Genomic DNA, 25,170 nt, shown 5'->3' on the forward strand with positions numbered 1-25,170 from the left:
GAGTGCATATTTTTTAAATGCATAATCAGCATATCGTTATCAGGAAAATGGCAATGACACCCAAGCAACTCGAGGTCTTTATCAGTATCGTTCAGCTAGGTTCAGTGACAGCGGCAGCGGCGCAGCTGGCCATGTCGCAGCCTTCGGTGAGTAAAAGCCTGGCGCTTATCGAGCAGCAGATGGGGTTCAGCCTGTTTGAGCGCTATCAAGGGAAGATGCAGCCAACCGCGGAAGCCAGAGCACTGTATAAAGAGGCGCTGCGCGTGCATCAGGACCGGCTTCGTTTTGAGCGTTTTGTTGATCACATCCGCCAGTATCGCGTTGGTCAGTTGCGGGTCTGTGCCACGCCTGCGCTGGCGCTGAATATATTGCCGCTGGCGGTGGCGCGTTTTCGGCAGAGCTTTCCGGATTATGGTGTGGTGGCGGATATGTGTCTCAACAATGAAATTGAGACGGCGGTTGAAGAAGGGCGTTACGATCTCGGTTTTCTGGTGAAACCCGGCTACGAACCAGAGGAGAACCCGTTGGCCATCTGCCGGGGTGAAATGGTGTGTGTGCTGCCCGGGCAGCATCCGCTGGCGCAGCAGACGGAAATCCATTGGCAGGATATCCCGACACGCGACCTGGTGTATATCACGACCGACGCGCGGCTGGTTGCCATGATTGCCGAAGAGGTGCCGGCGTTCCGCCAGCGCCAGGTGGCGGCGGTAGAAACCAACCGTTACAGCATGGCGATTAATCTTGTCAGACACGGCAACAACAGTATGACTATTGTTGACAGTTTTTCTCTACAGGGCGTCGACACCAGCGGTCTGGCGGTGCGGCCGTTCCGTCATGCGTTGCCGGTGTCTGTCGTCGCGGTGACGGATGGACATAGCACCCTGTCGCAGCCGGGCGAAGTGTTTGCGAAAGTGATGACGGAATTAATGGCTGAAACGTGAGATCAGCGTGAGGCTCTGTGGCTGGCCGCTCATGCAGGTTCATCAATATTCTGCAACGCGAACTTTCACCCCAGTCACTGCGCGTTAACCCACCGGGAGTGGTGTCTGTGGTTTACCGCCAGGCCGCCTTCCAGTACTTTTGTTGAATAGTAGAGGGAAGGGAGCGGATCGATGCATCTGGATTTTCGCCAGTTACGCAATTTTGTGGCGCTAGTGGAGTACGGCAGTTTTAATCGTGCGGCGGAGGCGGTTTGCCTGTCGCAATCGGCGTTTAGCCGCAGCATTCAGGCGCTGGAGCAGAGTGTCGGTCATCCTTTATTCGACCGCCAGAGCAAGCTACCGACGCTCACGCTGCACGGGCAAAAGCTGCTGCCTTATGCGCGCCGTTTTCAGGAACTCAATATTGAGCTTAGTAGCCAGCTGCGTGAGGCGGACGATGCGCAAAATGGCGAGGTCGCTTTTGGCTGCGGCCCGGCTCCCGGCGCGAGGCTGATTCCGGCGGCCATCGGAGAGTTTCATCGTCTTTTGCCGCAGGCGAGGGTACGTTTTCACATTGATAACTGGCTTGCTCTGCATCAGGCGCTTACCTCCCAGCACTATCCTTTTGTGGTCGCCGATAGCTGGCAGGCCGAGCTTGACCCGCAGTTACGCGTGCAGCCGCTTAGTCCACAACGCTGTTTCTTTGTCTGCCATGCCGAACATCCGCTGGCAAAACAGGGGACGATCTCGATTCAGGAGATGTTGCGCTACCCTTTTGCCGCCCCCTATTTGCCGCCGGGGGTACGCAAGGTACTGGCGACCCTCAGCCAGCAACAGGACTTTACGCCCGCGATCCAGTGCGACCATATTTACGCGCTGCTTTCCACTCTGGCGCAAACCCACGCGATAAGCTTCGCCAGCGAGGACGGCTTCGCGTTGTGCCAGCACAGCCATCGGCTGGTGAAACTGGAACTTAGCGATCTGCCAGATGAGTGGCGGCTAATGCAGACCCGGTTTGCCATTATCTCCCCGGTTCACGCGATTCAGCCGCCGCTGGTTGAGAGGCTGATTGAGATTATCCTCCATACCGACCGTCAGCATCAGCTTCAGCTGCTGGCGCAGGAGGAGAGGGATTAACCGGCGTTTTTCGCCTCACCTTTGGCATCGTACGGTGGCCAGCGGTTTTCCAGTTGCTGCGTTTTCAGCGCCTGCTCGACAAACTGGCCGTCCACCCACTGCTTAACGTCAAAAGCGCTGCGGATCAGACGACCCGATTTAGCCTGCTCGACGCTACTGCTGAAGCTGCCGGTCAGGAACGGGTCAATACGCGGTGAGGTGGTAAAGTTCAGATCCTGTGGCTGCAGCGCTTCCAGAAATAACGCCTTGGGGATCTGGCTTTGCTGCGCCATCTCGGCAGACCAGGCGTCTCGATTAGCCGGATCGCTGATTTCAGCGGCATTCTTCACCAGCACATTAACGATCTGCTGAGTCGCCTGCGGCCAGGTCTCGATAAACGTCTGCGTGCCGAGGAACCCCGCCTGAGTGGTGTTCTGGCGGCCTGAATCGCCGCTTTTAACCACCACATCAATTTTGTCGCCGCGTAGCGCCAGCAGGGAGACGCCTCCCCATACCGCATCGACGCGACCGGCCGCCAGCGCCGCTTTACCCGCGTTCCAGTCAAGGTTGATGACCTGCAAACTGCGCTCATTGAGGCCGGCGGTTTGCAGCGCCCGGTCAAAGGCCAGCTGGTCCGCCGTACCGCGATAGACCGCCACCCGTTTGCCTTTCAGGTCGGCCAGCGTTTTAATACCCGAGGCTTTGGTTACCGCGAGCCAGGATTCCGAGCCGCGGCTGCCCAGAAGCAGGCGTGTCGGCAGACCATTGGCCTTACCGATAATCGCCGCCAGATCGCCGAGGTAAACAAAATCAAGCTGTCGGTTGGCTAACGCTTCATTCACCGCCGGACCTGCCCCCTTGAAAAACTGCCACTGTACTTCCACACCCTGCGGTTTAAACACCTCTTCCAGCTGATGGCGGATAAACGCCATGCCGACCGGCCCCTCAATAAAAGGTTGACTGCCGGCGCTCTGATCCGGCACGCCGATGCGAATGGTTCGTAGCGTCTCGGCCTGGGCGTTTGCCGCCAGACCGATGACCGCGACCAATGCCAGCAAGGTGCGGCTAAAAAATGCTTTCATCATAACGTATTGCTCCCTTGAGTTTTTTTCTCACCCTAAAGAGCCGGCGGGCCGTGTGTTAAATGCTTTTATTCGCCAAGCATGGGTGAAAAAAAGCTAAATCAGACGCAGCGTGCCCGCCAGGCTGAAATGCATTCGATGCATCGGGATTATTCACCTTACGCAATAGCGGGGCAGCGTGAGTCACGTTTTCATAGCGGCATCACTTTCCGATGAGTGGACCGATATGTCGCAGATGATCTTAAGAACCGATGCCCCTGGCAGGCCGGGTTTCCGGCTTAACGGCTGGCCGTGGCTGCTGCCAGCGCTACTGTTGTTGCTGTGGTACATCGCCGCCCGCGAGGGATGGATGCCCGCGCAAATTTTGCCTGCGCCGTCGGTGGTTGCCGATACCGCATTGTCGCTGCTGAGCGGCGATCTGCTGGCGCAGTGGGGATTTAGTCTCCAGCATCTGGCGCTTGGCCTGCTGCTGGGCGCCATCGCCGGCACGCTGCTCGGGGCGCTGTTTGGCCTGGTGCCAGCGGCCGCGCAGCGGGTGGAACCGCTGTTCTACGCGCTGGCGCAAATTCCGACGCTCGGTTGGATCCCGCTATTGATGGTGCTGTTCGGGATTGATAACGGCCTCAAGCTGGCGGTTATCGTGAAAACCACTGTGGTGCCGATGACCATCAACACTCAGCAGGCGGTAGCCAGCGTGCCGCAGACCCTGAGCGAAGCCGGCAGGGTGATGAACTTCTCCCGCTGGCAGCGGCTGCGCTGGCTGGTGATCCCGGCAAGCCTGCCGGGCTGGTTTACCGGTCTGCGTCTGGCGCTTTCGCAGGCCTGGGTATCGCTTATCGTTGTCGAGCTGTTGGCTTCTTCCGAAGGTATTGGCTACCTGATGGTCTGGGGCCGCCAGCTGTTTCAACTGGATATCGTCTTTGTCACCATCGCGGTGGTTGGCCTGAGCGGCATGCTGATGGAGTGGGCGGCGAATCGGGCCTGTTCCCGACTGGTGTTCTGGCCGCAGCCAGCCGCCGGACGCCTGGCGTGGAAACCGCAGGCCAGCTGGCGGGCGTTACCGCTGCCGATAGTCCTGCTGGCGCTGTGGCAGCTGGCCAGCCAGTGGGGCTGGATTGATAGCGGATTATTCTCTTCGCCGCTGGCGGTGGCGGCGCGTTTTGTTCAGGGGATCCTGAGCGGAGAGCTGAGCGCCGCGATGCTGGCCAGTCTGGGGAGAGCGGTTGTCGGTGGCGCGCTGGGGATTGCCGGCGGTTTGCTCTGCGGACTGCTGCTGGCGCTGCGCCCACGCGCCGGACAAATTTTTACCCCCACGCTTAACGTGCTGCGCCATATTGCTCTGTTTGCCTGGCTGCCGCTGCTGACGGCATGGGTGGGTAACGATAACGGCGGCAAAATCGTCTTTATCGCGCTGGCGTCGTTCTTTCCTATGTTCTTCAGCACTCTGCAGGCGGTGCTTCAGCGAAACCCGCAACTCGATGAAGTCGCCAGGGTGCTGCGGCTGGGCGAATTCGCGCGCCTGCGCCGGGTCATTCTTCCCGGTGCCGCGCCGGGGATCTTTGCCGGTCTGCGGCTGGCGCTGATTTACGCCTGGCTTGGCAATATCGGCGCGGAATATTTCATGTCCTCCGGCGTCGGGATCGGCAGCCTGATGATCAATGCCCAGCAGCTGCTGGATATGCCCACTATTCTCTGCGGCATGGTGCTGGTCGGTATCACCGGCGCGGCGCTGGATAAAGCCGGACGTTTACTGGAAATGCGCGCCACCCGCTGGCGTCAACAGGAGCAGTTATGACCTCTTCAACTCTGGTCTCTTTTCGCCACGTGCGTAAATCCTGGCAACAGGTGACGGCGCTACAGAATTTCAACCTGGATATCGCCGCCGGTGAACTGGTCGCGCTGGTGGGCAGCAGCGGCTGCGGTAAATCGACGCTGCTACGGATGCTGGTGGGCCTTGAGTCTGCCACCCAGGGGGATATTTGTATTAACGGCGAGCCGGTCACCGGCGTGGGCAAAGAGCGCGGCATTGTGTTTCAGGAGCCGCGCCTGTTCCCGTGGCTTAACGTGCTCGACAACGTGATGCTCGGCCTGGCAGATGAAAAGCTCACCCGGGCGACGAAGCGCCAGCGGGCACTGGAGATGCTGGCGCGCGTGCAGCTCAGCGAGTTCGCCAGCGCGCTGCCCGCGCAGCTTTCCGGCGGCATGGCCCAGCGGGTGGCTATTGCCCGCGGTCTGGTGGCCCGCCCGCAGATCCTGATGCTCGATGAGCCTTTCGGCGCGCTGGATGCCCTGACGCGTCACACCCTGCAGCAGGAACTTTTACAGATCCACCAAAGCGCGGGAACCACCACGTTACTGGTGACGCACGATGTTGAAGAGGCCGTCGCCCTGGCCGATCGCGTCGTCGTGCTCTCCCCGCGTCCGGGGCGGATACGAGAAATCGTGAACCTGGCGCTGCCTCATCCGCGCCAGCGTGATGATGACTCGTTTACCGCCGCCTGCCGCCACATTCGCAACCTGATTACTTCTGTCTGATTTTATTATTTAAGGAGCAACATATGGGACATCCTTCCGTTTACCCGACCGGCGCCACCCTTTATGATCCGCAGCGCGCCTGGAGCGGCTACACCCTTTTCCAGGCCACCGAACACGGCGCGGTACTGGTGGATATGAATGGTCACGTGGTGCGGGAATGGCCTGAACTGCATGGGTTTCCCAACAAAATTCTGCCCGGCGGCGCCATCCTTGGCCACAGCGGCGAGCGCGACCCGCGCTATGGCATGCAGGATATGCTCGATCTGATCCAGGTGGACTGGGAGGGCAACGTGACCTGGAAATTCGACCACTACGAACAGGTCAGCGACCCCGGCAATGAAACGCGTTGGATGGCGCGCGCTCATCACGACTATCAGCGAGCGGGTAACCCCGTCGGCTACTACGCGCCGGGGCTGGAGCCGCAGGTCGATGGCGGCAATACCCTGATCCTCGCCCACACCAATCTGGTTAATGAAGCGATCTCCGACAAGCTGCTGCTGGACGACACCATTATTGAAGTCGACTGGCAGGGCAATGTGGTCTGGGAGTGGCGCTGCAGCGACCATTTTCATGAGCTGGGCTTCGACGATGCGGCGCGCACCGCGCTGTACAATAACCCGAATATGCGTGCCAGCGGCGGCGGAATGGGCGACTGGATGCATATCAACTCGATGTCGGCGCTGGGGCCGAATAAATGGTATGACGCCGGCGATGTGCGCTTTCATCCCGACAATATTATCTGGGACGCCCGCGAATCCAACATTATCGCCATTATCGATAAGCAGAGCGGCAAAATTGTCTGGCAGCTCGGCCCGGATTACAGCAAACCGGAGCTGAAGCACATCGGCTGGATCATCGGCCAGCATCATGCGCATATGATCCCGCAGGGGCTGCCGGGCGCGGGCAATATCCTGATTTTCGACAACGGCGGTTGGGCCGGATACGGTGCGCCTAACCCGGCATCGGCGGATGGGGTGAAAAACGCCTGGCGCGATTATTCTCGGATCCTTGAGATCAACCCGCTGACCCTCGATATTGAGTGGCGCTACTCGCCTTATGAAGCGGACCTGCCGCAACCGACTGATTCATACCGTTTCTACAGTCCGTATATCAGCAATATGCAGCGCCTGGAAAATGGCAATACGTTGATTAACGAAGGTTCGAACGGCCGCATTTTTGAAGTGACCCGCGATCACGACATTGTCTGGGAATACATTTCGCCGTTCTGGGGCAAGACGCTGAATAATAATATGGTTTACCGCGCCTACCGCATTCCTTACGCGTGGATCCCGCAGCTTGCGCAACCGCAGGAGACGCCGATTGCGGCAGTTGATGTCCGCACTCTGCGTCAGCCGGGCGCGGCGGCGGCGGGCCCGGCGCAGAGCGTGGTGCGCGTGGCGGGCGTACAGCCGTACAGTAAAAGCGCCGATGCGCTGTGCGTCGCAACCGATAACGATACGCTGCGCCGCAGTCCGAAGCTGTTCCGCGTTGCGGAAAGCGCATTCCGGCCGATAAGCGCGGCGAGTGAACTGGAGGGTGAACGACCCGTGCTGCTGTTCGTTGGCGCGGAGCGCTGTGTGCACTGCCGTAAACTCTGGCAGCTACTGGCCCATGAAAAACTCAGCCAGCGGATTGCTCAGTTTGAAACGCGCTATCTGGATGCCGACCTGCATCAGGAACTGGCCAGCGACCTCGGCGTACGCGGCCTGCCGACGCTGCTGTTGATAACATCGGGGCAGCCGATATCGCGCGCACCGACGCAATACTCAGTGGCAAGTCTGCTCAACTGGTTGAACAGTGTCAGTTTGTGATGCTGCCCGGGTAAGAGGATAACTGTGGCGCTGCGGCTTGCAGCGCCAGTTTCTCCCTCTCTCCCTCTCTGGCTACAGCAGAAAGCGCACTTTTCTGGCAGTATGGCCGACTGATACCAGGTCCAACCCTCTGAAAGCGAAGCATCAGAAGATCTCATCTGCTGGGTTTTTGTCATGATGCTCAACGTATTCGGCAATCATGCCATCCGGATGCCGAACCAGCATGTTCCAGCCGGTGGGCACGGCCTTCACCGGATTGATAATCGTTGCTCCGGTGGAAGGCAGATGTTTCTCCCAGGCGGTAATGTCGTTGACCAGGAAAGTGGCCTCGGTGGCGCGAAAAGGCGCCAGGCTTTGCTCGGTTCCGCCGATTAAAAGCACAGACCCTACCTGCGCCAGTTTGAGATCGTATTCGGGATAGTCGAAACGCAACCTTGCCTTCTGCGCGATAAGGTTTTCATAAAACGAAACGGTCTCTTCAAAGCGGGTAATCAGCACGCATCGACGGACCAGGATATTGAGGACTTTCATTACGCCTCCTTCGCCATTGACTGAGAGTTAGCGTAGCAGCCCTGAGGTGGAAAGGAATGCTTAAGCGTTTTGGAGGTATTTCAACAACAGGCGTGGGTAGGCGAAGAAAAAGGGTTTGCGTAGCAGGGAAATATGCGTTTTTTTAACTCGTTACGAAGCGGTGCTGTATTATAACTTTATGATCACATAGGTAAGTCGCAAAATTGATACTGATATCAGATCATTTCCGCCTCGCCTAACAATTTGCATGGTTCGGAATTAAGCGAAAGCTCTGAGTTCAGACCCCTCCACCAACCGCTACCGGTGGTCTGCTGCCTGCAGGCAACCTCAGCTACATTCGCAATGTATCAATGACCGCTCTCAGCGCGGGCGACACATTGCGGTGCGGGTAATAGAGAAATGAACCTTCCAGACGCTGGCTATAACGCTGGAGCACCCGGATAAGTGTGCCCTGGGCTAGATCGTCGGTAATCAGCTCTTCCGGGACATAGGCCAGCCCCAGACCGAGCCTTGCCGCTTTGGCCTCCATATAGCTATCGGCGAAAGCCCACTGTCCCTGAGGCGGGTGGGTGATTTTTTTGCCATCCACATTAAGTTCCCAGGCGTAAAGGCTGCCGTCGCCGAACTGATAAGCGATGCAGGGGTGGGCGACTAAATCGGCGGGCGTTTGTGGAAAGCCGTAGCGGCGAAAATGTTCCGGGGTACCGACAACAGCCATCTCCATATCGGGCGAAATGCGTACCGCAATCATACCACTCCCGACTTCCGGGCCCAGACGCACGCCCGCATCGAATCGCTCCGCAATAATATCGACAAACCGGCTTTCGCTGATCAGTTCCAGTCTGATATCGGGATAGCGGTGTTTAAATACTGCCAGCTTCGGCAGCAGGACTTTATCAATGGCATGCTGGCTGGCATTGATGCGTACCGTACCGGAGGGCGTTTGACGATAGTGGGCCAGCGTGGCGAGTCCCATATCTAAGGCGTCGAAACCGGATTCGACATTGTGATAGAGCTGCTCACCCGCCTGAGTGAGCGACAACCGGCGGGTGGTGCGCACCAGAAGCTGAACGCCCAGCCGCTCTTCGAGTTCGCGAACCGCACGGCTTACCCCGGACTGCGCCAGGCCAAGTCGTTGCGCTGCGGCGGTAAAACTGCCTTCCCGCACCACCTGCATAAACAGATAAAGGTCATTATAGTTTTCCCGTTTCGCCATTCTCCTGCCTCGTCATCCACATGCCATTTAGAACAATATGGTATTAATCTTAGCATTTTTCACCCCCTAATAAGAACCATTACTGCTGGCTACACTAAGCGCACGACAACAAAGCACAGCAGCGTTGTCTACTGGAGACTTGCATTGATCACGTTTATTTAGGGGAATTTTGATGACGGTTTTCACCAAAAAACTGACAGCCGCGATACCCGCCATGCTGCTTTGCGCCTCATTAACTGGAGTGACAACGATGAGCTATGCTGAGACAATTAACCCGAATGCGCCTGTTTCACTGATTGAAAAATGGGATAAAACGTTTGCTGAGAGTTTGAAAGTGGATCACCGTAAGGTGACCTTCCAGAACCGCTACGGGATAACCTTAGTTGGCGATCTCTACCTGCCGAAGGATCGCGGTGAACGCAAACTGGCAGCTATTGCCGTGAGCGGTCCCTTCGGCGCGGTAAAAGAGCAGTCCAGCGGCCTGTATGCCCAGACGCTGGCCGAACAGGGGTTTGTCACCCTGGCGTTTGACCCATCCTATACGGGCGAAAGCGGTGGCTACCCACGCAATGTGGCCTCACCGGATATCAATACCGAGGATTTCAGTGCCGCGGTGGACTTTCTGGGCCTGCAAAAAGAGGTGGATCGCAACCGTATCGGTTTGCTCGGCATTTGCGGCTGGGGCGGTATGGCCCTAAACGACGCGGCGATGGACACCCGCGTCAAAGCGGTGGCGACCAGCGTCATGTATGACATGAGCCGCGCGATGGGGCATGGGGTAGGCGATGGCAAAGACCGCTACACGACAGCCGACCGCCGAGCGGTACTGCAGTACTTGAACGCGCAGCGCTGGAAGGATGCGGCAAACGGCACTTCCGCCCCCGGTGGGCATGACATATATGTTGATGATAAAGGCAACGTCAGCGCTGCCGATCGTATTTTGCCGGAAACCTTGCCCGCCAACCCCAATCCGGTCCTGAAAGAGTTCTTCGATTATTACCGTATGCCGCGAGGTTTCCATGCGCGTTCGGTTAATTCAACCGGGGCTTGGAATGCGACGATGCCGCTGTCGTTTATGAATATGCCGCTGCTGAGTTACGCCAGCGAAGTGACTATTCCGACGCTTATTGTGACCGGCGAACAAGCCCATTCACGCTATTTTGCCGAAGATGCCTTTAAGGCGATCGGCAGTAAAGAGAAAGCGCTGGTGATTGTCCCTGGCGCAAACCACGTCGATCTCTATGACAACGTCGCGGGCAAAATTCCCTTTGCTACATTCACTCAATTTTTCAAAACCAACCTGCAATAGCTCTCCTGTGCCGGAGACATCCCCAAAGCCGCCTGCAGGCGGCTTTGTTTTGTCGGAGATAAATAATGTCTGGATTACATAACACCCGCGCATACTGGAGCGGCGTCCTGGCGATGACGCTCTGCGTATTTGTGCTCATTGCCTCAGAGTTTATGCCGGTCAGTCTGTTGACACCCATCGCGGGTGATTTACACATTACCGAGGGATTAGCAGGCCAGGGGTTCGCGCTTTCTGGCGCGCTGGCGGTATTGACCAGCCTGACGATTTCCCGTCTTACCGGGTCGCTGGACCGTAAATGGCTGTTGCTGGGGCTCACGGCGTTGATGGCGGCCTCAGGATTGATGATTGCCCTGGCGTCCAGTTTCCCGGTTTATATGCTGGGCAGAGCGCTCATCGGGATCGTCATCGGCGGCTTCTGGTCGATGTCGGCGGCAACGGCCATTCGGCTGGTGCCGCAACGCCAGGTCCCCCGCGCACTGGCCATCTTTAACGGCGGTAACGCGCTGGCCACCGTTGTGGCAGCGCCGCTGGGCAGCTACCTGGGGGCCACCGTCGGCTGGCGCGGTGCCTTTTTATGTCTTGTTCCGCTGGCGATGGTAGCCTTCATCTGGCAATGCGTTAGCCTGCCGTCGATGAAAAGCCAGCGCGCACCACAGCGGCAGGGAACCGTGCTGCGTCTGTTCCGCCGCTCGACGGTATCCCTTGGATTGCTGGCCTGCGGGCTGTTCTTTATGGGGCAGTTTACCTTATTTACCTATGTGCGACCGTTTCTGGAGACGGTGACCCGGGTCAGTTCTTCTGGCCTGCCCCTGATATTACTGGCGATTGGCGTCGCTGGTTTTGTCGGCACGCTGCTCATTTCGACCGTTCTGCACGCCCGGTTTTATCCGACGCTGGTGGCTATCCCTTTGGTTATGGCTGCGATTGTCGGAGCGCTTTTGCTGGCCGGGCACCATACCGGTGCCGTCACCGTACTGTTAAGCCTGTGGGGCCTGCTGGCGACGGTGGCGCCCACGGGCTGGTGGACATGGATTGCGCGGACGCTGCCCGAAGATGCGGAGGCGGGCGGTGGTCTAATGGTTGCTGTGATCCAGCTATCGATTGCCCTCGGGTCAACGGCAGGCGGCCTGGTGTTTGATAGTCTGGGATGGCACAGCACGTTTGCACTGAGCGGTCTGTTATTGCTGGGCGCGGCAGGGGGGACTTTTCGGCTCTCTGTCAAAATCAGATCATCTCAGCGCACTGCGATTAATGAATTGAATGCATAAGTCAAATCAGGAATGACAGGCTAATCGTGACCGCGTTCTTGTCTTACCATGATGTTTTAACAAGAGGGGAGCTTCACCGTGGAATATTCTGTATTAAGTAACAACCTTAAAATGCCGATGCTGGGTTTTGGCGTTTTTAAGGTGACCGATAAAGCAGAGTGTAAACAGTCAGTGCTGAACGCCATTCGTACCGGCTACCGCCTTATCGATACCGCTGCCGTCTACGATAATGAAGATGCGGTGGGTGAAGCCGTTCGCGAAGCCATCGCCGAAGGTCTGTGTACCCGTGAGGCGCTGTTTATAACCTCCAAACTGTGGGTCCAGGACATGGCCAACACCGGGATGGCGAAAGCAGGGATTGCCGCGTCCTTAAAAAAATCCGGGCTGGAATATTTCGATCTCTATCTGTTGCATCAGGCGATGGGCGATTATTTCAGCTCCTGGCGCGCGCTGGAAGACGCGTATGAAGCCGGGAAGCTGAAAGCGATTGGCGTCTCCAATTTCTACCCCCATGTGTTAGCTAACTTCTGCGAAACTGTCAGAATCAGGCCGATGGTGAACCAGGTTGAACTGCATCCTTATTTCGCGCAGCCTGCGGCGCTGGAAACCATGAAGCATTATCACGTTCAGCCGGAAGCGTGGGCGCCGTTAGGCGGTGGCAGACATAATCCGTATCAAGAGGCGATGCTGCAGGGGATTGCCGATGCCCATCAAAAAACCATTGCACAGGTCATCCTGCGCTGGAACGTGCAGCGTGGCGTCACGGTGATCCCTAAATCCACCCGCCAGGAGCGTATTGAAGAGAACTTTGCCATCTGGGATTTCTCGCTCACCACGAGCGAAATGGCGCAGATCGGCGCCCTGGATTTAGGTTACGTTGGCGAAGCGGTGAAACACTTTAACCCTGAATTTGTTCGCGGCTGTCTGGGGGTGAAAATCCACGACTGACCGCGGCACCGATTGGCTCCATCTTCATCTCCCCGCCTGCGCCGCGGCGACGGGCTCGGTATGCTGATTAGCGCCCACGCGTTTGCCGCGACGGTTGTCAATGCGGTAGTCGATCGTCACGGGCAGCTGACTGGTGACAGTTGATCCTCTGGCCGGTGACATGTCGGTTGGATGCTTCCGTCGCAGTGGCCTTTAAAGCGGCAGTCACCCGGGAAATTTTCGCTGCCAATGATCGCGTGACGCTGCGCTTTATCGATGCGGGAGAGATCTTTCCTGCCGAACGCCTGGCGCTGGCGCGTAACGATGAGCATTTTGATGTCGATCCGTTAGCGGAAGGCGGCAGAGGCTTGCGGCTTATTCTGCGTGCGGTGGACTATTTTAATGTGGAAACTGGCGCCGGGGAGGACGTGACTACCCTGATAAAAGCGTTGCCTGATACCGGCCTTCGCCATGCCACCGACGATTGCTGCGGGTGAGGGAACAGACGTTGCCCCCGGGTGAAACACCGGGGGAATTTCCCCACCCGCGTTCACCGGCTTCATCATCTTATTGCTGTGCCTGGGCAGCGGAGTGCGCGCCCAGATGATGAGGGCGGATAGCATCAAATGTCATCATCGCCGATTTGCAGAAAATGCATTTCGCACCAAAGGGATTTTTTTCCGTCACATCAAACTGGGACGTTCTGTACTGGGAGCCATGGCAGCATGGGCATCTAAAATGGATATGTTCAATCATAATGTAAACCTTGTATGGGTAATGTTCTGTTGAAAAGACAAAGGTCGTTTTCAGGAAAATTAACGCGGCTGATTTTTGTTAGTGGTAAGCCGGGTATTGCATCAGTCGGAGGGCTTTATTAACGAGCCAACAGGGATCTGACAGAGCCTGTTTACAGAAAAAGCAAAATACTAACGGGACTGCTCAAAGGAAGGTGGTATCAGGGATAACGCCTGGAGATGAGAACGCGTACTTAGATAATAACTTTTCGTCTGGTAAATCGACTTAACGATTAACGCACGAGCCGCAAATAATAGCAAATATTATTTTAGCCTTCCGGATGCCTGCTGCGCCAGGGGAGGCTTTATCAGCGCCGTCACCCAGTCGATAAATACCTGTACCCGGGCAGAGAGCTGCCGATTACTGGGATAGAGCAGGGAGAGCGGGAGCGGCGCAGGGCGAAAATCGGCCAGCACTTCCGTTAACGCGCCCGACGCCAGATCGGCCTCAAGGCGGGGCAAGGGGGCCTGATACAGGCCAAAGCCAAGCCTTGCCGCTTCGGCGCCAACGTCGGCATCGGAGGTCAGCAGCCGACAGGGCAAACTGACCTCGCTCTGGCGGCCATCCTGGGTAAAGCTCAGCGGCAAGGTTCGTTGCGTGCGCGATGAAACAAACCCGATCATCACGTGGCCCGTCAGTCCTTCAATCGTATGCGGGGTACCGTACCGGGCGAGGTAGGCCGGACTGGCGCAGGTGATTTCCTGCAGCCTGGCGAGCGGCCGGCAAATCATCTCGCTGTCGGGGAGATGGCCGCCGCGAATGACGCAGTCGACCCCTTCGCGAACCAGATCGACGTCGCGCTCGCTTTCACCGATCTGCAGCGTAATGGCAGGATAGCGGGCGAGAAACTGTGGCAGCGCGGGCAGCAGCAGGGTTCGCGCCAGATTGCCCGCCACGTCCACGCGGATAATACCGGCAATGCTCCCCCCGGCGCTGCGGTTGGCCTCCTCAAGGGCCGCCAGAATAGCCACGCAGCGCTGATAATACAGCGAGCCCTCCGCCGTCGGTCGTACGTGCCGGGTGGTGCGCTGCAGCAGCCGCGCCCCGAGACTGGCCTCCAGCGCCTTAATGGCCGCGGTCGCCACCGGCCGGGAAAAACCCAGATCCGCGGCGGCGGCGCTGAACGAACCTCGTTCGACGATGCGCACGAACAGGGTCAGGGTATCCAGTTTATCCATGGCATTGTTCCAGCTGGCAAAACAATCCTGTCGCGCAACGCGGTCTTATCGTCGGCATGCAGAAGCCTATAATCGCTCATGTTTTCAGCAGAGAGAAAAGGGGGAAACATGAACAATAGCGCAAAAATTGCCCTGGTGACAGGCGGCAGCCGCGGCCTGGGGCGCGCGACCGTTGAAGCGCTGGCTCAGCGCGGCGTGAATGTGGTATTGACCTATAACGCGCATTTTGCCGAGGCGCACGAGGTGGTTAAACGTGTTGAAGCACTGGGCGCCCGGGCGATTGCGTTGCCCTTCAGCGCCGGCGAAACCGATACCTTTGACGGATTTGTCAGCGCCTTTCAGGAGGCGCTGGCGGAGCTGGGGGCCGATCGGTTTCATTACCTGGTCAATAACGCCGGCAATGCCAGCGGCATGGGTTTTCTTAACGCCACGGAAGCTGAATTCGATGCGCTGTATCGTATCCACGTGAAGGGCGTTTTTTTCCTCAGCCAAAAACTATTGCCGCTGCTGGCCGATGGCGGACGGATAGTCAATGTCTCGTCCGGGCTAACCCGTATCGTGATGGCGAACCGGGCGCCCTATGCGATCATGAAGTCCGCGGTGGAAACCCTGACCCGCTATATGGCGTTTGAGCTGGGCAGTCGCGGAATTACGGTGAACTGCGTGGCGCCCGGCGCCATCGCCACCGATTTCAGCGGCGGGGTGGTGCGGGATAACCCGCAGGTCGCTCAGGCGGTGGCGAACATGACGGCGCTGGGGCGACCGGGGGTGCCAGAGGATATCGGGCCGATGATCGCCTCGCTGTTATCCGATGATCATCGCTGGGTGAATGCCCAGCGCATTGAGGTTTCCGGGGGAATGCGGATCTGAGCGAAGAAAACCGGGGCTGTTTTCATCCGTAGTCAATCGATATGTCAGTGGATGCCGATATAGCGCGACGCTGTGCAGAGATAAGGAAATAAAAATCTGCCGCGTTGCTCGTTAAATATTAGTGATTGACCTTATTGCCTGAATGCGCAAGATTATTGTTGAATAAACAGTCAATATGCTAAATATATTTAATGTACTTATGAAAGGATTTAAGATATGGATTTTGAAAATGAATTGACCAGTAAGATCCTTGATCCCATTCACGGCACTATTCGTTTGACGACACTCGAGATTGCCTTTATCAATCACCCCCTGTTCCAGCGCTTACGCAACATTAAACAGAACTCTTTTTTATATAAGGTCTTTCCCTCTGCGGTGCACAGTCGCTTCGAACACTCTCTTGGTGTGCTTCATTTATCAAGTGAAATACTGAATAACTTACGCCTGAATGCGATACGGTATCAAAAGAAATATAATGATGGACATGTATTTTGTTATATCGATCAGATACCAAAACATAACATCCAGGAGTTGAGACTCGCTGCGCTGATGCATGACATCGGACACGGGCCTATATCGCACCAGTTTGATAGTTTTATGCCCAATAAGCAGGAATTATCCGATGTTCTGCCCAAAGCCTTCCATTCGGTCATCAATGTATTGAGCAAGCCAGATCAGAAAGTTGAACATGAACAGCTTTCGCTGTTGTTCAGCCTGATGATTTATCATGATCTGAGAACACAGGGTAAGGTCGATGACGAAATAAATATCGAAAATGTGTTAAAAATCATCGAAAAAAGATACGGTGACCAACAGATCATTGAGGAAATTAATGGAAAGGCAACAGATATCCTGCCGTTAATGACCTCGATCATCTCTTCCTGTCCTATCGATGCCGACCGGATGGATTACTTACTCAGAGATGGCTATTTCTCCGGCGTCAAGTGTGGTATCTACGATTACAATCGCTTGTTTATGTCAATTGTCCCAGTCGAGGAAAAGGGAAAATTGTACCTTGCTTACAAAGAGAGTGGGATTGATTCGATCGCTGAGTTTATTGGGGCGCGCTCCAGCCTTTTCTCGCAGGTATATTACCATAAAACAAACCGCGCTTTTGCGACGATGTTGAGCACATTATGTGAGATTATGCAAAGCAAGGATCCACAAAATGTCATTATCTCTGACGTTACCGACCGTATCGTTGACCATAGCGATGAAAGCTTCATCGACGCGCTGAAGGAATTTTATTTGGCGTGCAGTGATGATTATTTTTTGAATGAAAAGGTTGGTGAATGGATAGATACCAGCGATACCGAAGCGGTTAATAAAAAAATACTTGATGACATTATTAACCGACACCCATGGTCTAAGGTCTATGAGGCCAAACACTCTGTGTATAAAGCTAACATTGCTGACAAGGAAAATAAGGCGTGGAAGAGTCAACTAACCGGGTTATTGACTTCTGTATTACAGCCTCATTTCAAACCACATGAATTTGCCATTGATATTGTCTCCGACTGCGCCTTTAAAGACCTGGATAAAACCGAAGTTAAGCTTTTGGTGAAAGATCTTGAGAACCGCTACGAAATAAAACCGTTAATTCAATGTGGTGATAAGTTAAATCAGTATCAAATCATCAAATATTGCATCCGGGTATTTGTTGACCGCGATATCAAAGAACGCGTAACTTCTGAAATAATCCATAAAATCAACCAAATAGTGATAAAGCAGATCGCGTTGCTGAATTGATGATATCCGCCATGGCAGCGATAACCCTTTCAGGGTCTGGTTTTTTAACCGGACCCTGAAGATAAGCGGTAAATCGTGGCGCATCCCCGCTGTCGGGATAACATAAAACAGCGCGCTTATCCGATACTAAACGCCGCGCTGAGGCATAGATTCCCGCAGAGTGGCGGGTGGCTCAACAAAAACGCCGGCTCAGTATGGTTATTCCGCCAGCAGGGCGGCGAATTTCGCCAGCCACTGCGGGTGAGCCGGCCAGGCAGGGGCGGTAACAAGGTTACCGTCCACATGCGCCTGGTCGATACCAATATCCGCATAGTGCCCACCGCTCAGGCGCACTTCCGGGGCACAGGCGGGATAAGCGCTGCAAGTGCGGCCCTGGAGAATACCAGCGGCGGCCAGCAGCTGTGGGCCATGGCAGACGGCGGCGATAGGTTTACGCGCGGCGTCGAATGCCTGTACCAGTTTAATAACCTCCTCGTTCAGGCGCAGATACTCCGGCGCCCGGCCACCGGGGATCACTAGCGCGTCATAGTCCTCGGCCTTCACCGCGGCAAAATTGGCGTTCAGGGTGAAGCGGTGCCCCGGCTTTTCGCTATAAGTCTGGGCGCCGTCAAAGTCATGGATCGCGGTCATGACATAGTCGCCAGCGGCTTTATCCGGGCAGACGGCATCGACCTGGTGGCCAATCATCTGCAGTGCCTGAAAAGGGACCATCGTTTCGTAATCTTCGGCATAATCGCCGACCAGCATCAGGATCTTCTTGCTCATCATTTTTACTCGTTGTGGGAGAAAGGTGTCTTAGATATAGCCTGGCGATCCGCAGAATGCGACCCCCTCAGGATGCCGAAGACGGTAGCGTGTGCATCTTGCTATCGGGGTCATGTTTTTTCTGGTAACGACAACTTTTGCCGACATCGCCGTGTGGTCAGTCACCCGGGAAAATAGCCTTTTTCAGCTAATGACGGCTGTCTGTGGTGGAAAATATCGCGGGTTCCGCAGGCCTGTGTGCCAGGGCTGTTGACGGTTCAGCGTGGACGAAAACAGGAGAAGTGGCTTAAATGCGTGCCTGATCTGCTAACGATAATATCAATTATCTCATGACAATATTATTCACGGGAATTGCCGCTATCATATTCATTTAATCTATTTTTTTATCGCCTTGATGATATGTGATGTGAATATTCATGTGTTCAATGTTAATTGAAGGTGTTGGCTTTGGACTTTATATTTGGCTGTAAGTCATTCATTGTTGTTACTATTAAAATAAACTTGTTTGCCTTGTGAATGCATTAAAGAAATATTCTTGTTAAGTTGATCGATAATCTGTTTTTGCTCTATTATCATCCGGTTTTTATCGTCAACTCTTCAATAATTATTCCTTAAGGAAAGGAACTGCTATGGCTGATACGTTCCAGAATGAAGTCCCCAGGGCGCGCATTAATCTCAAATTATCTCTTCATACCGGCGGCGCGCAGAAGAAGGTCGAACTGCCGCTGAAGCTGCTTACCATTGGCGATTTTAGTCATGGTAAGGAAAACCGGCCTTTATCGGAAAGAGAAAAAATCAACGTCAATAAAAATAACTTTAACAGCGTACTTTCGGAATTTAGCCCGGAAGTTAACCTCTCGGTGCCGAATACGCTGGCCGGTAATGGTGAAGAGGAGAATGTCAGACTGCGTTTTACCGACATCAAAGATTTTGAACCGGAGCAGGTTGCCCGGCAAATTCCGCAACTCCGCGCCATGCTGGCGATGCGTAATTTATTACGCGATCTCAAATCCAATCTGCTTGATAACGCCACTTTCAGAAAAGAGCTTGAGGCAATCCTGAAAGATCCGGCGCTGTCCCAGGAATTACGCGACGAAATGAGTGCGCTTGCCCCGAAATAATGGCGGGGCAAGTCTGTTAATGGATTAACCGGGAAAATGCTAATGTCTGTTACCACAGAAAACGCCCCTGTTCAGGGGCAAACCACGTTGCAGGAAAATAGGGCGGGCGAGGGCGTTTACGCCTCGCTGTTTGAAAAAATTAATCTCGCCCCGGCGTCTCACCTCGGGGATATCAACGACTTTCTGGACGATGCCGCGCTCTCCGAGGCGCCGGCGGCGGAACGTCTCACCGCGGCGATGCAGGTGTTTATGGAGCGCATCCGTCAGTCCGGTCAGCGGGTGGAAAAGCTCGACAAAACGCTGATTGATCACCATATCGCCGAACTGGATTTCCAGATAAGCCGTCAGCTGGACGCGGTGATGCATCATCAGGAGTTTCAGCAGGTCGAATCCCTGTGGCGCGGCCTCAAACAGCTGGTGGACAACACCGACTATCGGCAGAACGTCAAAACGGAGATCCTGGACGTCGCCAAAGACGATCTGCGCCAGGACTTTGAGGACGCGCCGGAGCTTATCCAGAGCGGCCTCTACTGGCACACCTATACCGCGGAGTATGACACTCCCGGCGGCGAGCCGATCGGCTCGGTGATCTCGGCCTATGAGTTCGACGCCAGCCCGCAGGATGTGGCGCTGCTGCGCAATATCTCCCGCGTCTCTGCGGCCGCCCATATGCCGTTTATCGGCGCCGTCGGCCCGGCCTTCTTCCTGAAAGAGACCATGGAAGAGGTGGCTGCTATTAAGGATATCGGCAACTACTTCGATCGCGCGGAATATATTCGCTGGAAATCATTTCGTGAAACCGACGATGCCCGCTACATCGGCCTGGTGATGCCGCGTGTGCTGGGTCGTCTGCCGTACGGTCCGGACACCGTGCCGGTGCGCAGCTTCAACTATGTCGAGCAGGTGAAAGGTCCGGACCACGAAAAGTATCTGTGGACCAGCGCGGCGTTCTCCTTCGCTTCCAATATGGTGAAGAGCTTTGTCAATAACGGCTGGTGCGTGCAGATCCGCGGTCCGCAGGCCGGCGGCGCGGTGAAAGATCTGCCCATCCACCTGTACGATCTGGGCACCGGCAACCAGGTGAAAATTCCTTCCGAGGTGATGATCCCGGAAACGCGGGAGTTTGAGTTCGCCAGCCTGGGCTTTATCCCGCTGTCGTACTACAAAAATCGCGATTACGCCTGCTTCTTCTCGGCCAACTCCGCGCAGAAACCGGCGCTGTACGATACCGCCGACGCCACCGCCAACAGCCGCATCAACGCGCGTCTGCCTTACATCTTCCTGCTGTCGCGCATCGCGCACTACCTGAAGATGATCCAGCGCGAGAATATCGGCACCACCAAGGACCGGCGGCTGCTGGAGCTGGAGCTGAACACCTGGGTGCGGAGCCTGGTGACTGAAATGACCGACCCCGGCGACGAGCTGCAGGCCTCCCATCCGCTGCGCGATGCCAGCGTGGTGGTGGAAGATATTGAGGATAACCCAGGCTTCTTCCGCGTGAAGCTTTACGCGGTGCCGCACTTCCAGGTCGAGGGGATGGACGTCAATCTGTCGCTGGTTAGCCAGATGCCAAAGGCGAAGGCGTAGGTTCGGACGATGATGAAAACGGAACGTCCGTTGTGGGGCCGGGGCATTATGGTGTCGCCCCAGCATTTTCAACAGCAGGCTGCGTATGCAGCCTGGACTGCGGAAGTGATTGCCCGGATAGGTCTTAACCATCCATGGGGAGTGGTTGAGGCGACCTTCGAACCAGAGATGCTTAAACTGGGCCGCCTGCAGGCTCACAGGCTGCAGGTCCGGTTCCAGGATGGCACGATGATTGATACGGACAATGCCGATGCGCTGCCGTCCGCGCTGTCACTGGACGGCGCGGACGGCGAGGCGGTGATCGTGCTGGCGCTGCCCCTGATGCAGGCGAATGGCGGCAACTGCCTGAAGCCGGAGGAGGTGGCCGAAAGGCCGGTGCGCTTCCGGCAGCGCTGGCGCGATGTCCGCAACCAGTTCGGGGAAGATACCCGACAGATTGCCGTCATGCAGCCGGAGCTGACCCTCCGTTTCGCCCATCAGGACAACAGCGATTACCTGACCTGTCCGCTTGTTCGCCTGCAGCGGGACTCGCAGGGGGCCTGGCTTATCGACGAGACGTTTCTCCCGCCGCTGCTGCAGATCCAGGGCAGCCGCTGGCTGGCGGCGCAGCTTGAACAGCTGCTTACTCAGCTTCGGGCTCGTCTGACGCGCCTGATGGCCATGCGTCGCGAGAGCAATGAACGGATGGCTGATTTTGCCGTGGCCGATGTCTCTCTGTTCTGGTTGCTGAATGCGCTGAACAGCGCCGAGCCGGTGCTGGGGTACTTTCTGCGTGACCAACAGAGCCCGCCGGAACGCCTCTATCCGGAGCTGGCGCGCCTGGCTGGCAGCCTGCTGACCTTTTCGCTTACCCATCAGGCGAATGCCGTCCCGATCTATCAGCATGACCAGCTGAACGCGGTTTTTCCGCCGCTGTTTGATTTACTGAGCGACCTGCTGGAGGCGAGCCTGCCGTCGCGGGTGGTGGCGATTGCCCTGGAGCATGATGCCCGGCTGCACTTCTGGCAGGCGCGTCTGCACGATGCCCGGCTGCGGGAAGGGGCTGACTACTACCTGTCGGTTCGTTCTTCGGTACCGGTCGCCCGACTGCAGGAGCAGTTTCCGCGACAGTGCAAAGTGGGCAGTCCGGATCATGTCAAAGCCATCGTCAACTCCTCGCGGACAGGGGTGCCCCTCACGCCATTGCGTCATGTGCCGGCGGCGATCCCGCTGCGTCTGGAAAATCAGTATTTCAGCCTCGATGTGTCCCACCCTCTGGCGACGGAAATGCTGCAGAGCGGCACCTGTATGTTTTACGTCCCGGGGATGCTCGGTGAGCCTGAACTTGAACTTTTTGCGGTACTACGAACGTGAATGAGCCTAAACGCGGTAACGCCGCGTCCATTGATATTGATGCGCTGCTGCAGAACACCTGGCTACAGGTTATCAGCCTGCGCCACGGCCCGCAGTTCCGCGATGAGGAAGGGTACACGCTATGGCAGCGCTGTATTGCTGATGTCGAGCGCGTGCAACATGAGCTGAAGGCGAGCGGGCTTGATGACGCCAGCTGTCAGCATATTCTCACCGCCCAGTGCGCGCTGCTCGATGAAGCCGTGAAGGGGCGCGGCGTGGAGGATGAGGCCTGCCTGCAGTGGTATGACATTCCGCTGCAGGGACACTTCCTCGGCACCATGGACGCCGGCGACACCCTGTGCGAGCGGATGCGCGAGGTCCTGCGTGAACCGGCGCCCGACCTGGCCGTGGTCACCTGTTTTCAGCGGGTGATGCTGCTGGGTTTTGTTGGCAGCTTTCGCTCCCTCAACGATCCCGAGCGCCTGAAGCTGATCAACGCGCTCAGTGAGCGTGTTCCTCCTTTTCAGTGCCCGTCAACCGCTCCCGTACTGGTAGAGAGTCGGGCCGGACTGGGGATAAGCGGCTGGCTGGCCTCCTGGCCGGTACGTATTGGCCTGAGCGTGATGGTGGTACTTGTCCTGTGGTGGGGGCTGAACCACTGGCTCGATCACCTGCTGCTGACCCTGTTACCGGGGACGGTGAAATGAGCCCCGCGCAGCAGCGTGGGCTGGCGCTGTGGGCCAGCCTGCTGAGTGCGCTGGTGTGCCTGCTATTTTTGCCGGTTCCCCGCTGGGGGGCGTGGCTCATTCTGCTGGTCACGCTGGCCCTGATCATCGGGATCTGGCGCATCGCCAGTCGTCGTACCCGACGTAACGTCGCATCAACCCTGGCCCCTCTCCCGGAGGGCGCTTATCGCCAGCCGGTGGTCCTCGTTTGCGGCGATCTGCCGTTTGTCTGGTCGCAAAAGTCTCCGGTGCGGGTCGTCAAACAGGGCTGCTGGATCCGCGTGGAAAAGACGGAGGAGCTGCAGCAGGTCGCGCGTCAGATATTGAGCCAGCGGCCGGAATGGGGGCCTCAGCTGTCGGTGCTGCTCTGCGTCTGCCCGCAGCGGCATGCGCAAAGCGATGCGCTGACCAGCGCTCTGCTGGCCCTGCGCTGGCAACTCAGCCAGCTGCGTCAGCAGACGGGGTATGCCGTACCGCTGGCGCTGCAGGGGCAGGTGGGCAGCGCGATGAGTCCCATCCTGCTCTGGCAGGCGGCGATGCCGGGCGAAGCGGTGAAAGTCTGGCAGCCCTCCTGCGCCCCCTGTTCCGTACCGGCCTGGGTAAGCGCCGGCGGGGCGGCCGCGCTGGAGCAGCAGGTGCTGATGAACAGCCTGATGGGCTGGTTTGAACAGCACGTCCATGCCGTGTTGACGGAAGAAAATACCGACCTGCCGCCTCTGACCCCAGCGGCCGTGCTGTGGGGGCTCGGGCCCTCGCTGCCTGGAAGTCTGGCATCGTCGGCCTGGACGACGTGGTTATCCCGACATAGCGGCCTGTCGCGGGTAGCTGGCTGGCAGCCAGATGAGAGCGACACCGAAGATGCTTCAGCGTTGCCGGAATTCATCCTGCCGCAGTTACCGGCGGGACGGGGACTCACGCCACGAGGCAGGGCCTGGCGCGCGGCGCTCGCGATTTTCACCCTCGCGGCTGTCGCCGCGCTGCTCAGCAGTGGCTGGAACAATCGACAACTGCTGCAGCGCGTGGGCGTCGATATTGCCCGTTATGAGCGGATTGCGATGGATGATTATCGGCCAAAAGCCAGCGCTGTCAGGGTGCTGCGTGAAGATGCCGCGCTGCTCGATAGCTGGGCGCGTAACGGCGTCCCGCTGCGCCTGAGTCTGGGCTTGTATCGCGGGGAGCAGATTCGCCTGCCGTTGCTGGAGGCGATTCGCGGTTACGTGCCGCCTCCGCCACCCAGGCCGGTGCAGCGCGTCGCGCCGGACGTCATCCGCCTTGACAGCATGTCGCTATTCGATACCGGGAAATGGGTACTGAAGCCTGGTTCGACAAAGCGGCTGGTCAACTCGCTGATGGACATTAAGGCCAGGCCCGGGTGGCTGATCGTGGTGGCGGGCCACACCGACAGCGTCGGTGAGGAAAAAGCCAACCAGCTATTGTCGCTGAAACGTGCGGAATCGGTCCGCGACTGGATGCGCGATACCGGCGACGTGCCGGACAGCTGCTTTGCCGTTCAGGGCTATGGCGAAAGCCGACCAATTGCAACAAACGATACGCCGGAGGGCCGTGCGCTGAACCGTCGTGTCGAAATCAGTCTGGTGCCGCAGGTAGACGCCTGCCGGTTACCGGACCAACCCTCTGCGTCATCCCAGGATGATGGCGCTTCACTACACAATGGAGAGTAATTCCATGGCAATTCCTGTTTATCTTTGGCTGAAAGACGACGGCGGCGCGGACATTAAAGGGTCTGTCGACGTTCAGGATCGTGAAGGCAGTATCGAAGTGGTGGCTCAGGAGCACAACCTGTACATCCCGACCGATAACAACACCGGCAAACTGACCGGCACGCGTATCCATACGCCGTTCCTGTTCACCAAGGAGATCGACTCCTCCAGCCCGTACCTGTACAAGGCAGTGACCACCGGCCAGACCCTGAAATCCGCTGAGTTCAAGTGGTACAGAATCAACGATGCCGGCCAGGAAGTGGAGTATTTCAATACCAAACTTGAGAACGTCAAGGTGGTGAAAGTGAATCCCCTGATGCACGACATCAAAAACCCTGCCTACGAGAAGCACAACCATCTGGAACAGATTGAGCTGCGCTACGAGAAGATCACCTGGACCTATAAAGACGGCAACATCATTCACTCCGATAGCTGGAACGAACGCGCCACCGCGTAATTGCCCGTCATATTTCGCGCCGCTGGCGCGCAGGCGACGTTCGCTCATCCCGGCCGCATCGTTATCGCTGCGACCGGGGTTTATTGCGGGCGATCGCCTGATGCGGGCAGCGTTTCTCTGCCCGCCGTTTTTTGCTGAGCGCCTGAGATACGGGT

23 protein-coding genes and 1 pseudogene are annotated in these 25,170 nt (G+C 56.9%); 17 read left to right on the plus strand and 7 right to left on the minus strand.

Going from position 1 to position 25,170, the window contains the following annotated elements; translation table 11 throughout:
- The first annotated feature begins 53 nt into the window (after positions 1-53).
- Both NKJ21_RS02295 and NKJ21_RS02300 read left to right on the plus strand, forming a co-directional pair.
- Positions 54-941 (plus strand): LysR family transcriptional regulator, encoded by an 888-nt coding sequence (locus NKJ21_RS02295; protein WP_008805221.1) that lies wholly within the window; start codon positions 54-56, stop codon positions 939-941.
- A 171-nt stretch (positions 942-1,112) separates the two neighbouring features.
- The gene (locus NKJ21_RS02300; protein WP_008805220.1) at positions 1,113-2,057 is read left to right on the plus strand and encodes a LysR family transcriptional regulator; all 945 of its coding nucleotides are present in this window, start codon (positions 1,113-1,115) and stop codon (positions 2,055-2,057) included.
- Here NKJ21_RS02300 and NKJ21_RS02305 read toward each other — a convergent pair.
- The gene (locus NKJ21_RS02305; RefSeq protein ID WP_023297462.1) at positions 2,054-3,121 is read right to left on the minus strand and encodes an ABC transporter substrate-binding protein; all 1,068 of its coding nucleotides are present in this window, start codon (positions 3,119-3,121) and stop codon (positions 2,054-2,056) included. The two genes, NKJ21_RS02300 and NKJ21_RS02305, sit on opposite strands and share 4 nt — an antisense overlap.
- A 223-nt stretch (positions 3,122-3,344) precedes the next feature.
- Between NKJ21_RS02305 and NKJ21_RS02310 the strand changes: the two genes are divergently transcribed.
- From NKJ21_RS02310 to NKJ21_RS02320, 3 genes are read left to right on the plus strand one after another with little or no spacing between them, the layout of a single operon-like run.
- A complete protein-coding gene (locus tag NKJ21_RS02310; RefSeq protein WP_012542007.1) occupies positions 3,345-4,913 on the plus strand; it encodes an ABC transporter permease in 1,569 nt (522 codons plus the stop codon).
- A complete protein-coding gene (locus NKJ21_RS02315) occupies positions 4,910-5,653 on the plus strand; it encodes an ABC transporter ATP-binding protein (RefSeq protein ID WP_008805217.1) in 744 nt (247 codons plus the stop codon). The genes NKJ21_RS02310 and NKJ21_RS02315 overlap by 4 nt, the downstream gene beginning before the upstream one ends.
- Before the next feature lie 23 nt (positions 5,654-5,676).
- A complete protein-coding gene (locus NKJ21_RS02320) occupies positions 5,677-7,464 on the plus strand; it encodes an aryl-sulfate sulfotransferase (RefSeq protein WP_016160852.1) in 1,788 nt (595 codons plus the stop codon).
- 144 nt (positions 7,465-7,608) lie between these two features.
- On the opposite strand, the gene NKJ21_RS02325 is transcribed toward NKJ21_RS02320, so the two are convergent.
- Positions 7,609-7,995, minus strand: a complete 387-nt coding sequence (locus NKJ21_RS02325; protein ID WP_012968423.1) for a VOC family protein — start codon at positions 7,993-7,995, stop codon at positions 7,609-7,611.
- A 331-nt stretch (positions 7,996-8,326) separates the two neighbouring features.
- Positions 8,327-9,211, minus strand: coding sequence for a LysR family transcriptional regulator (locus NKJ21_RS02330; RefSeq protein ID WP_008805214.1), 885 nt, complete (start codon positions 9,209-9,211; stop codon positions 8,327-8,329).
- Between the two features lie 172 nt (positions 9,212-9,383).
- Here NKJ21_RS02330 and NKJ21_RS02335 point away from each other — a divergent pair, with 172 nt between their 5' ends.
- The 3 genes from NKJ21_RS02335 (at position 9,384) to NKJ21_RS02345 (ending at position 12,736) form a co-directional block, all read left to right on the plus strand.
- Positions 9,384-10,520 (plus strand): alpha/beta hydrolase, encoded by a 1,137-nt coding sequence (locus NKJ21_RS02335; protein ID WP_032737094.1) that lies wholly within the window; start codon positions 9,384-9,386, stop codon positions 10,518-10,520.
- 65 nt (positions 10,521-10,585) lie between these two features.
- A complete protein-coding gene (locus NKJ21_RS02340) occupies positions 10,586-11,788 on the plus strand; it encodes an MFS transporter (RefSeq protein WP_239270346.1) in 1,203 nt (400 codons plus the stop codon).
- Positions 11,789-11,866: 78 nt separating this feature from the next.
- Positions 11,867-12,736, plus strand: a complete 870-nt coding sequence (locus NKJ21_RS02345; protein ID WP_012542000.1) for an aldo/keto reductase — start codon at positions 11,867-11,869, stop codon at positions 12,734-12,736.
- 24 nt (positions 12,737-12,760) lie between these two features.
- On the opposite strand, the gene NKJ21_RS02350 is transcribed toward NKJ21_RS02345, so the two are convergent.
- The gene (locus tag NKJ21_RS02350; protein ID WP_072025776.1) at positions 12,761-12,898 is read right to left on the minus strand and encodes a glycosyl hydrolase family 2; all 138 of its coding nucleotides are present in this window, start codon (positions 12,896-12,898) and stop codon (positions 12,761-12,763) included.
- Between the two features lie 50 nt (positions 12,899-12,948).
- Here NKJ21_RS02350 and NKJ21_RS02355 point away from each other — a divergent pair.
- Positions 12,949-13,212: pseudogene (locus tag NKJ21_RS02355) on the plus strand (ATP-binding protein); the annotation flags it as partial.
- Between the two features lie 70 nt (positions 13,213-13,282).
- Here the strand turns inward: NKJ21_RS02355 and NKJ21_RS02360 are convergent.
- Both NKJ21_RS02360 and NKJ21_RS02365 read right to left on the minus strand, forming a co-directional pair.
- Positions 13,283-13,471, minus strand: a complete 189-nt coding sequence (locus NKJ21_RS02360; protein WP_072025777.1) for a cold-shock protein — start codon at positions 13,469-13,471, stop codon at positions 13,283-13,285.
- A 302-nt stretch (positions 13,472-13,773) separates the two neighbouring features.
- Positions 13,774-14,688, minus strand: a complete 915-nt coding sequence (locus tag NKJ21_RS02365) for a LysR family transcriptional regulator (RefSeq protein WP_032732863.1) — start codon at positions 14,686-14,688, stop codon at positions 13,774-13,776.
- Between the two features lie 108 nt (positions 14,689-14,796).
- Here NKJ21_RS02365 and NKJ21_RS02370 point away from each other — a divergent pair, with 108 nt between their 5' ends.
- Both NKJ21_RS02370 and NKJ21_RS02375 read left to right on the plus strand, forming a co-directional pair.
- On the plus strand, positions 14,797-15,558 hold the full coding sequence (locus tag NKJ21_RS02370; RefSeq protein WP_239270347.1) for an SDR family NAD(P)-dependent oxidoreductase: 762 nt from the start codon (positions 14,797-14,799) through the stop codon (positions 15,556-15,558).
- 216 nt (positions 15,559-15,774) lie between these two features.
- Positions 15,775-17,307 carry an HD domain-containing protein gene (locus tag NKJ21_RS02375; protein WP_032732865.1) on the plus strand — a complete coding sequence of 511 codons (1,533 nt, stop codon included), beginning with the start codon at positions 15,775-15,777 and terminating at the stop codon, positions 17,305-17,307.
- 198 nt (positions 17,308-17,505) lie between these two features.
- On the opposite strand, the gene NKJ21_RS02380 is transcribed toward NKJ21_RS02375, so the two are convergent.
- Positions 17,506-18,072, minus strand: a complete 567-nt coding sequence (locus NKJ21_RS02380) for a DJ-1/PfpI family protein (protein WP_008805196.1) — start codon at positions 18,070-18,072, stop codon at positions 17,506-17,508.
- 629 nt (positions 18,073-18,701) lie between these two features.
- Here NKJ21_RS02380 and tssB point away from each other — a divergent pair.
- Genes tssB through hcp form a run of 6 tightly spaced genes read left to right on the plus strand, consistent with a single transcriptional unit; the run spans position 18,702 to position 25,015 of the window.
- Complete coding sequence (tssB, locus tag NKJ21_RS02385) at positions 18,702-19,193, plus strand: type VI secretion system contractile sheath small subunit (protein ID WP_004176434.1); 492 nt, start codon at positions 18,702-18,704, stop codon at positions 19,191-19,193.
- 42 nt (positions 19,194-19,235) lie between these two features.
- Positions 19,236-20,780, plus strand: a complete 1,545-nt coding sequence (tssC, locus tag NKJ21_RS02390; RefSeq protein WP_008805195.1) for a type VI secretion system contractile sheath large subunit — start codon at positions 19,236-19,238, stop codon at positions 20,778-20,780.
- 9 nt (positions 20,781-20,789) lie between these two features.
- Positions 20,790-22,133, plus strand: a complete 1,344-nt coding sequence (gene tssK, locus NKJ21_RS02395; RefSeq protein ID WP_165473963.1) for a type VI secretion system baseplate subunit TssK — start codon at positions 20,790-20,792, stop codon at positions 22,131-22,133.
- A complete protein-coding gene (gene tssL / locus NKJ21_RS02400; RefSeq protein WP_080928689.1) occupies positions 22,130-22,819 on the plus strand; it encodes a type VI secretion system protein TssL, short form in 690 nt (229 codons plus the stop codon). The genes tssK and tssL overlap by 4 nt, the downstream gene beginning before the upstream one ends.
- Positions 22,816-24,519 carry an OmpA family protein gene (locus tag NKJ21_RS02405; protein ID WP_239270349.1) on the plus strand — a complete coding sequence of 568 codons (1,704 nt, stop codon included), beginning with the start codon at positions 22,816-22,818 and terminating at the stop codon, positions 24,517-24,519. The genes tssL and NKJ21_RS02405 overlap by 4 nt, the downstream gene beginning before the upstream one ends.
- A gap of 4 nt (positions 24,520-24,523) precedes the next feature.
- Positions 24,524-25,015, plus strand: a complete 492-nt coding sequence (hcp, locus tag NKJ21_RS02410; RefSeq protein WP_002902160.1) for a type VI secretion system effector Hcp — start codon at positions 24,524-24,526, stop codon at positions 25,013-25,015.
- Positions 25,016-25,170: the final 155 nt, after the last annotated feature.

It is taken from the genome of Klebsiella sp. SWET4, assembly GCF_024296565.1.
Classification (GTDB): domain Bacteria; phylum Pseudomonadota; class Gammaproteobacteria; order Enterobacterales; family Enterobacteriaceae; genus Klebsiella; species Klebsiella variicola.

What these genes read in the sequence shown, in the direction of transcription:
- tssC (WP_008805195.1), top strand. Translation starts at nt 19,236, where the DNA reads ATGTCTGTTACCACAGAAAACGCCCCTGTTCAGGGGCAAACCACGTTG.
- NKJ21_RS02335 (WP_032737094.1), top strand. Translation starts at nt 9,384, where the DNA reads ATGACGGTTTTCACCAAAAAACTGACAGCCGCGATACCCGCCATGCTG.
- NKJ21_RS02360 (WP_072025777.1), bottom strand. Translation starts at nt 13,471, where the DNA reads ATGATTGAACATATCCATTTTAGATGCCCATGCTGCCATGGCTCCCAG.
- NKJ21_RS02380 (WP_008805196.1), bottom strand. Translation starts at nt 18,072, where the DNA reads ATGAGCAAGAAGATCCTGATGCTGGTCGGCGATTATGCCGAAGATTAC.
- NKJ21_RS02330 (WP_008805214.1), bottom strand. Translation starts at nt 9,211, where the DNA reads ATGGCGAAACGGGAAAACTATAATGACCTTTATCTGTTTATGCAGGTG.
- NKJ21_RS02325 (WP_012968423.1), bottom strand. Translation starts at nt 7,995, where the DNA reads ATGAAAGTCCTCAATATCCTGGTCCGTCGATGCGTGCTGATTACCCGC.
- NKJ21_RS02370 (WP_239270347.1), top strand. Translation starts at nt 14,797, where the DNA reads ATGAACAATAGCGCAAAAATTGCCCTGGTGACAGGCGGCAGCCGCGGC.
- tssK (WP_165473963.1), top strand. Translation starts at nt 20,790, where the DNA reads ATGATGAAAACGGAACGTCCGTTGTGGGGCCGGGGCATTATGGTGTCG.
- NKJ21_RS02295 (WP_008805221.1), top strand. Translation starts at nt 54, where the DNA reads ATGACACCCAAGCAACTCGAGGTCTTTATCAGTATCGTTCAGCTAGGT.
- NKJ21_RS02305 (WP_023297462.1), bottom strand. Translation starts at nt 3,121, where the DNA reads ATGATGAAAGCATTTTTTAGCCGCACCTTGCTGGCATTGGTCGCGGTC.
- NKJ21_RS02300 (WP_008805220.1), top strand. Translation starts at nt 1,113, where the DNA reads ATGCATCTGGATTTTCGCCAGTTACGCAATTTTGTGGCGCTAGTGGAG.
- NKJ21_RS02315 (WP_008805217.1), top strand. Translation starts at nt 4,910, where the DNA reads ATGACCTCTTCAACTCTGGTCTCTTTTCGCCACGTGCGTAAATCCTGG.
- NKJ21_RS02310 (WP_012542007.1), top strand. Translation starts at nt 3,345, where the DNA reads ATGTCGCAGATGATCTTAAGAACCGATGCCCCTGGCAGGCCGGGTTTC.
- NKJ21_RS02320 (WP_016160852.1), top strand. Translation starts at nt 5,677, where the DNA reads ATGGGACATCCTTCCGTTTACCCGACCGGCGCCACCCTTTATGATCCG.
- NKJ21_RS02340 (WP_239270346.1), top strand. Translation starts at nt 10,586, where the DNA reads ATGTCTGGATTACATAACACCCGCGCATACTGGAGCGGCGTCCTGGCG.
- NKJ21_RS02405 (WP_239270349.1), top strand. Translation starts at nt 22,816, where the DNA reads ATGAGCCCCGCGCAGCAGCGTGGGCTGGCGCTGTGGGCCAGCCTGCTG.
- NKJ21_RS02375 (WP_032732865.1), top strand. Translation starts at nt 15,775, where the DNA reads ATGGATTTTGAAAATGAATTGACCAGTAAGATCCTTGATCCCATTCAC.
- NKJ21_RS02365 (WP_032732863.1), bottom strand. Translation starts at nt 14,688, where the DNA reads ATGGATAAACTGGATACCCTGACCCTGTTCGTGCGCATCGTCGAACGA.
- NKJ21_RS02350 (WP_072025776.1), bottom strand. Translation starts at nt 12,898, where the DNA reads ATGTCACCGGCCAGAGGATCAACTGTCACCAGTCAGCTGCCCGTGACG.
- hcp (WP_002902160.1), top strand. Translation starts at nt 24,524, where the DNA reads ATGGCAATTCCTGTTTATCTTTGGCTGAAAGACGACGGCGGCGCGGAC.
- tssB (WP_004176434.1), top strand. Translation starts at nt 18,702, where the DNA reads ATGGCTGATACGTTCCAGAATGAAGTCCCCAGGGCGCGCATTAATCTC.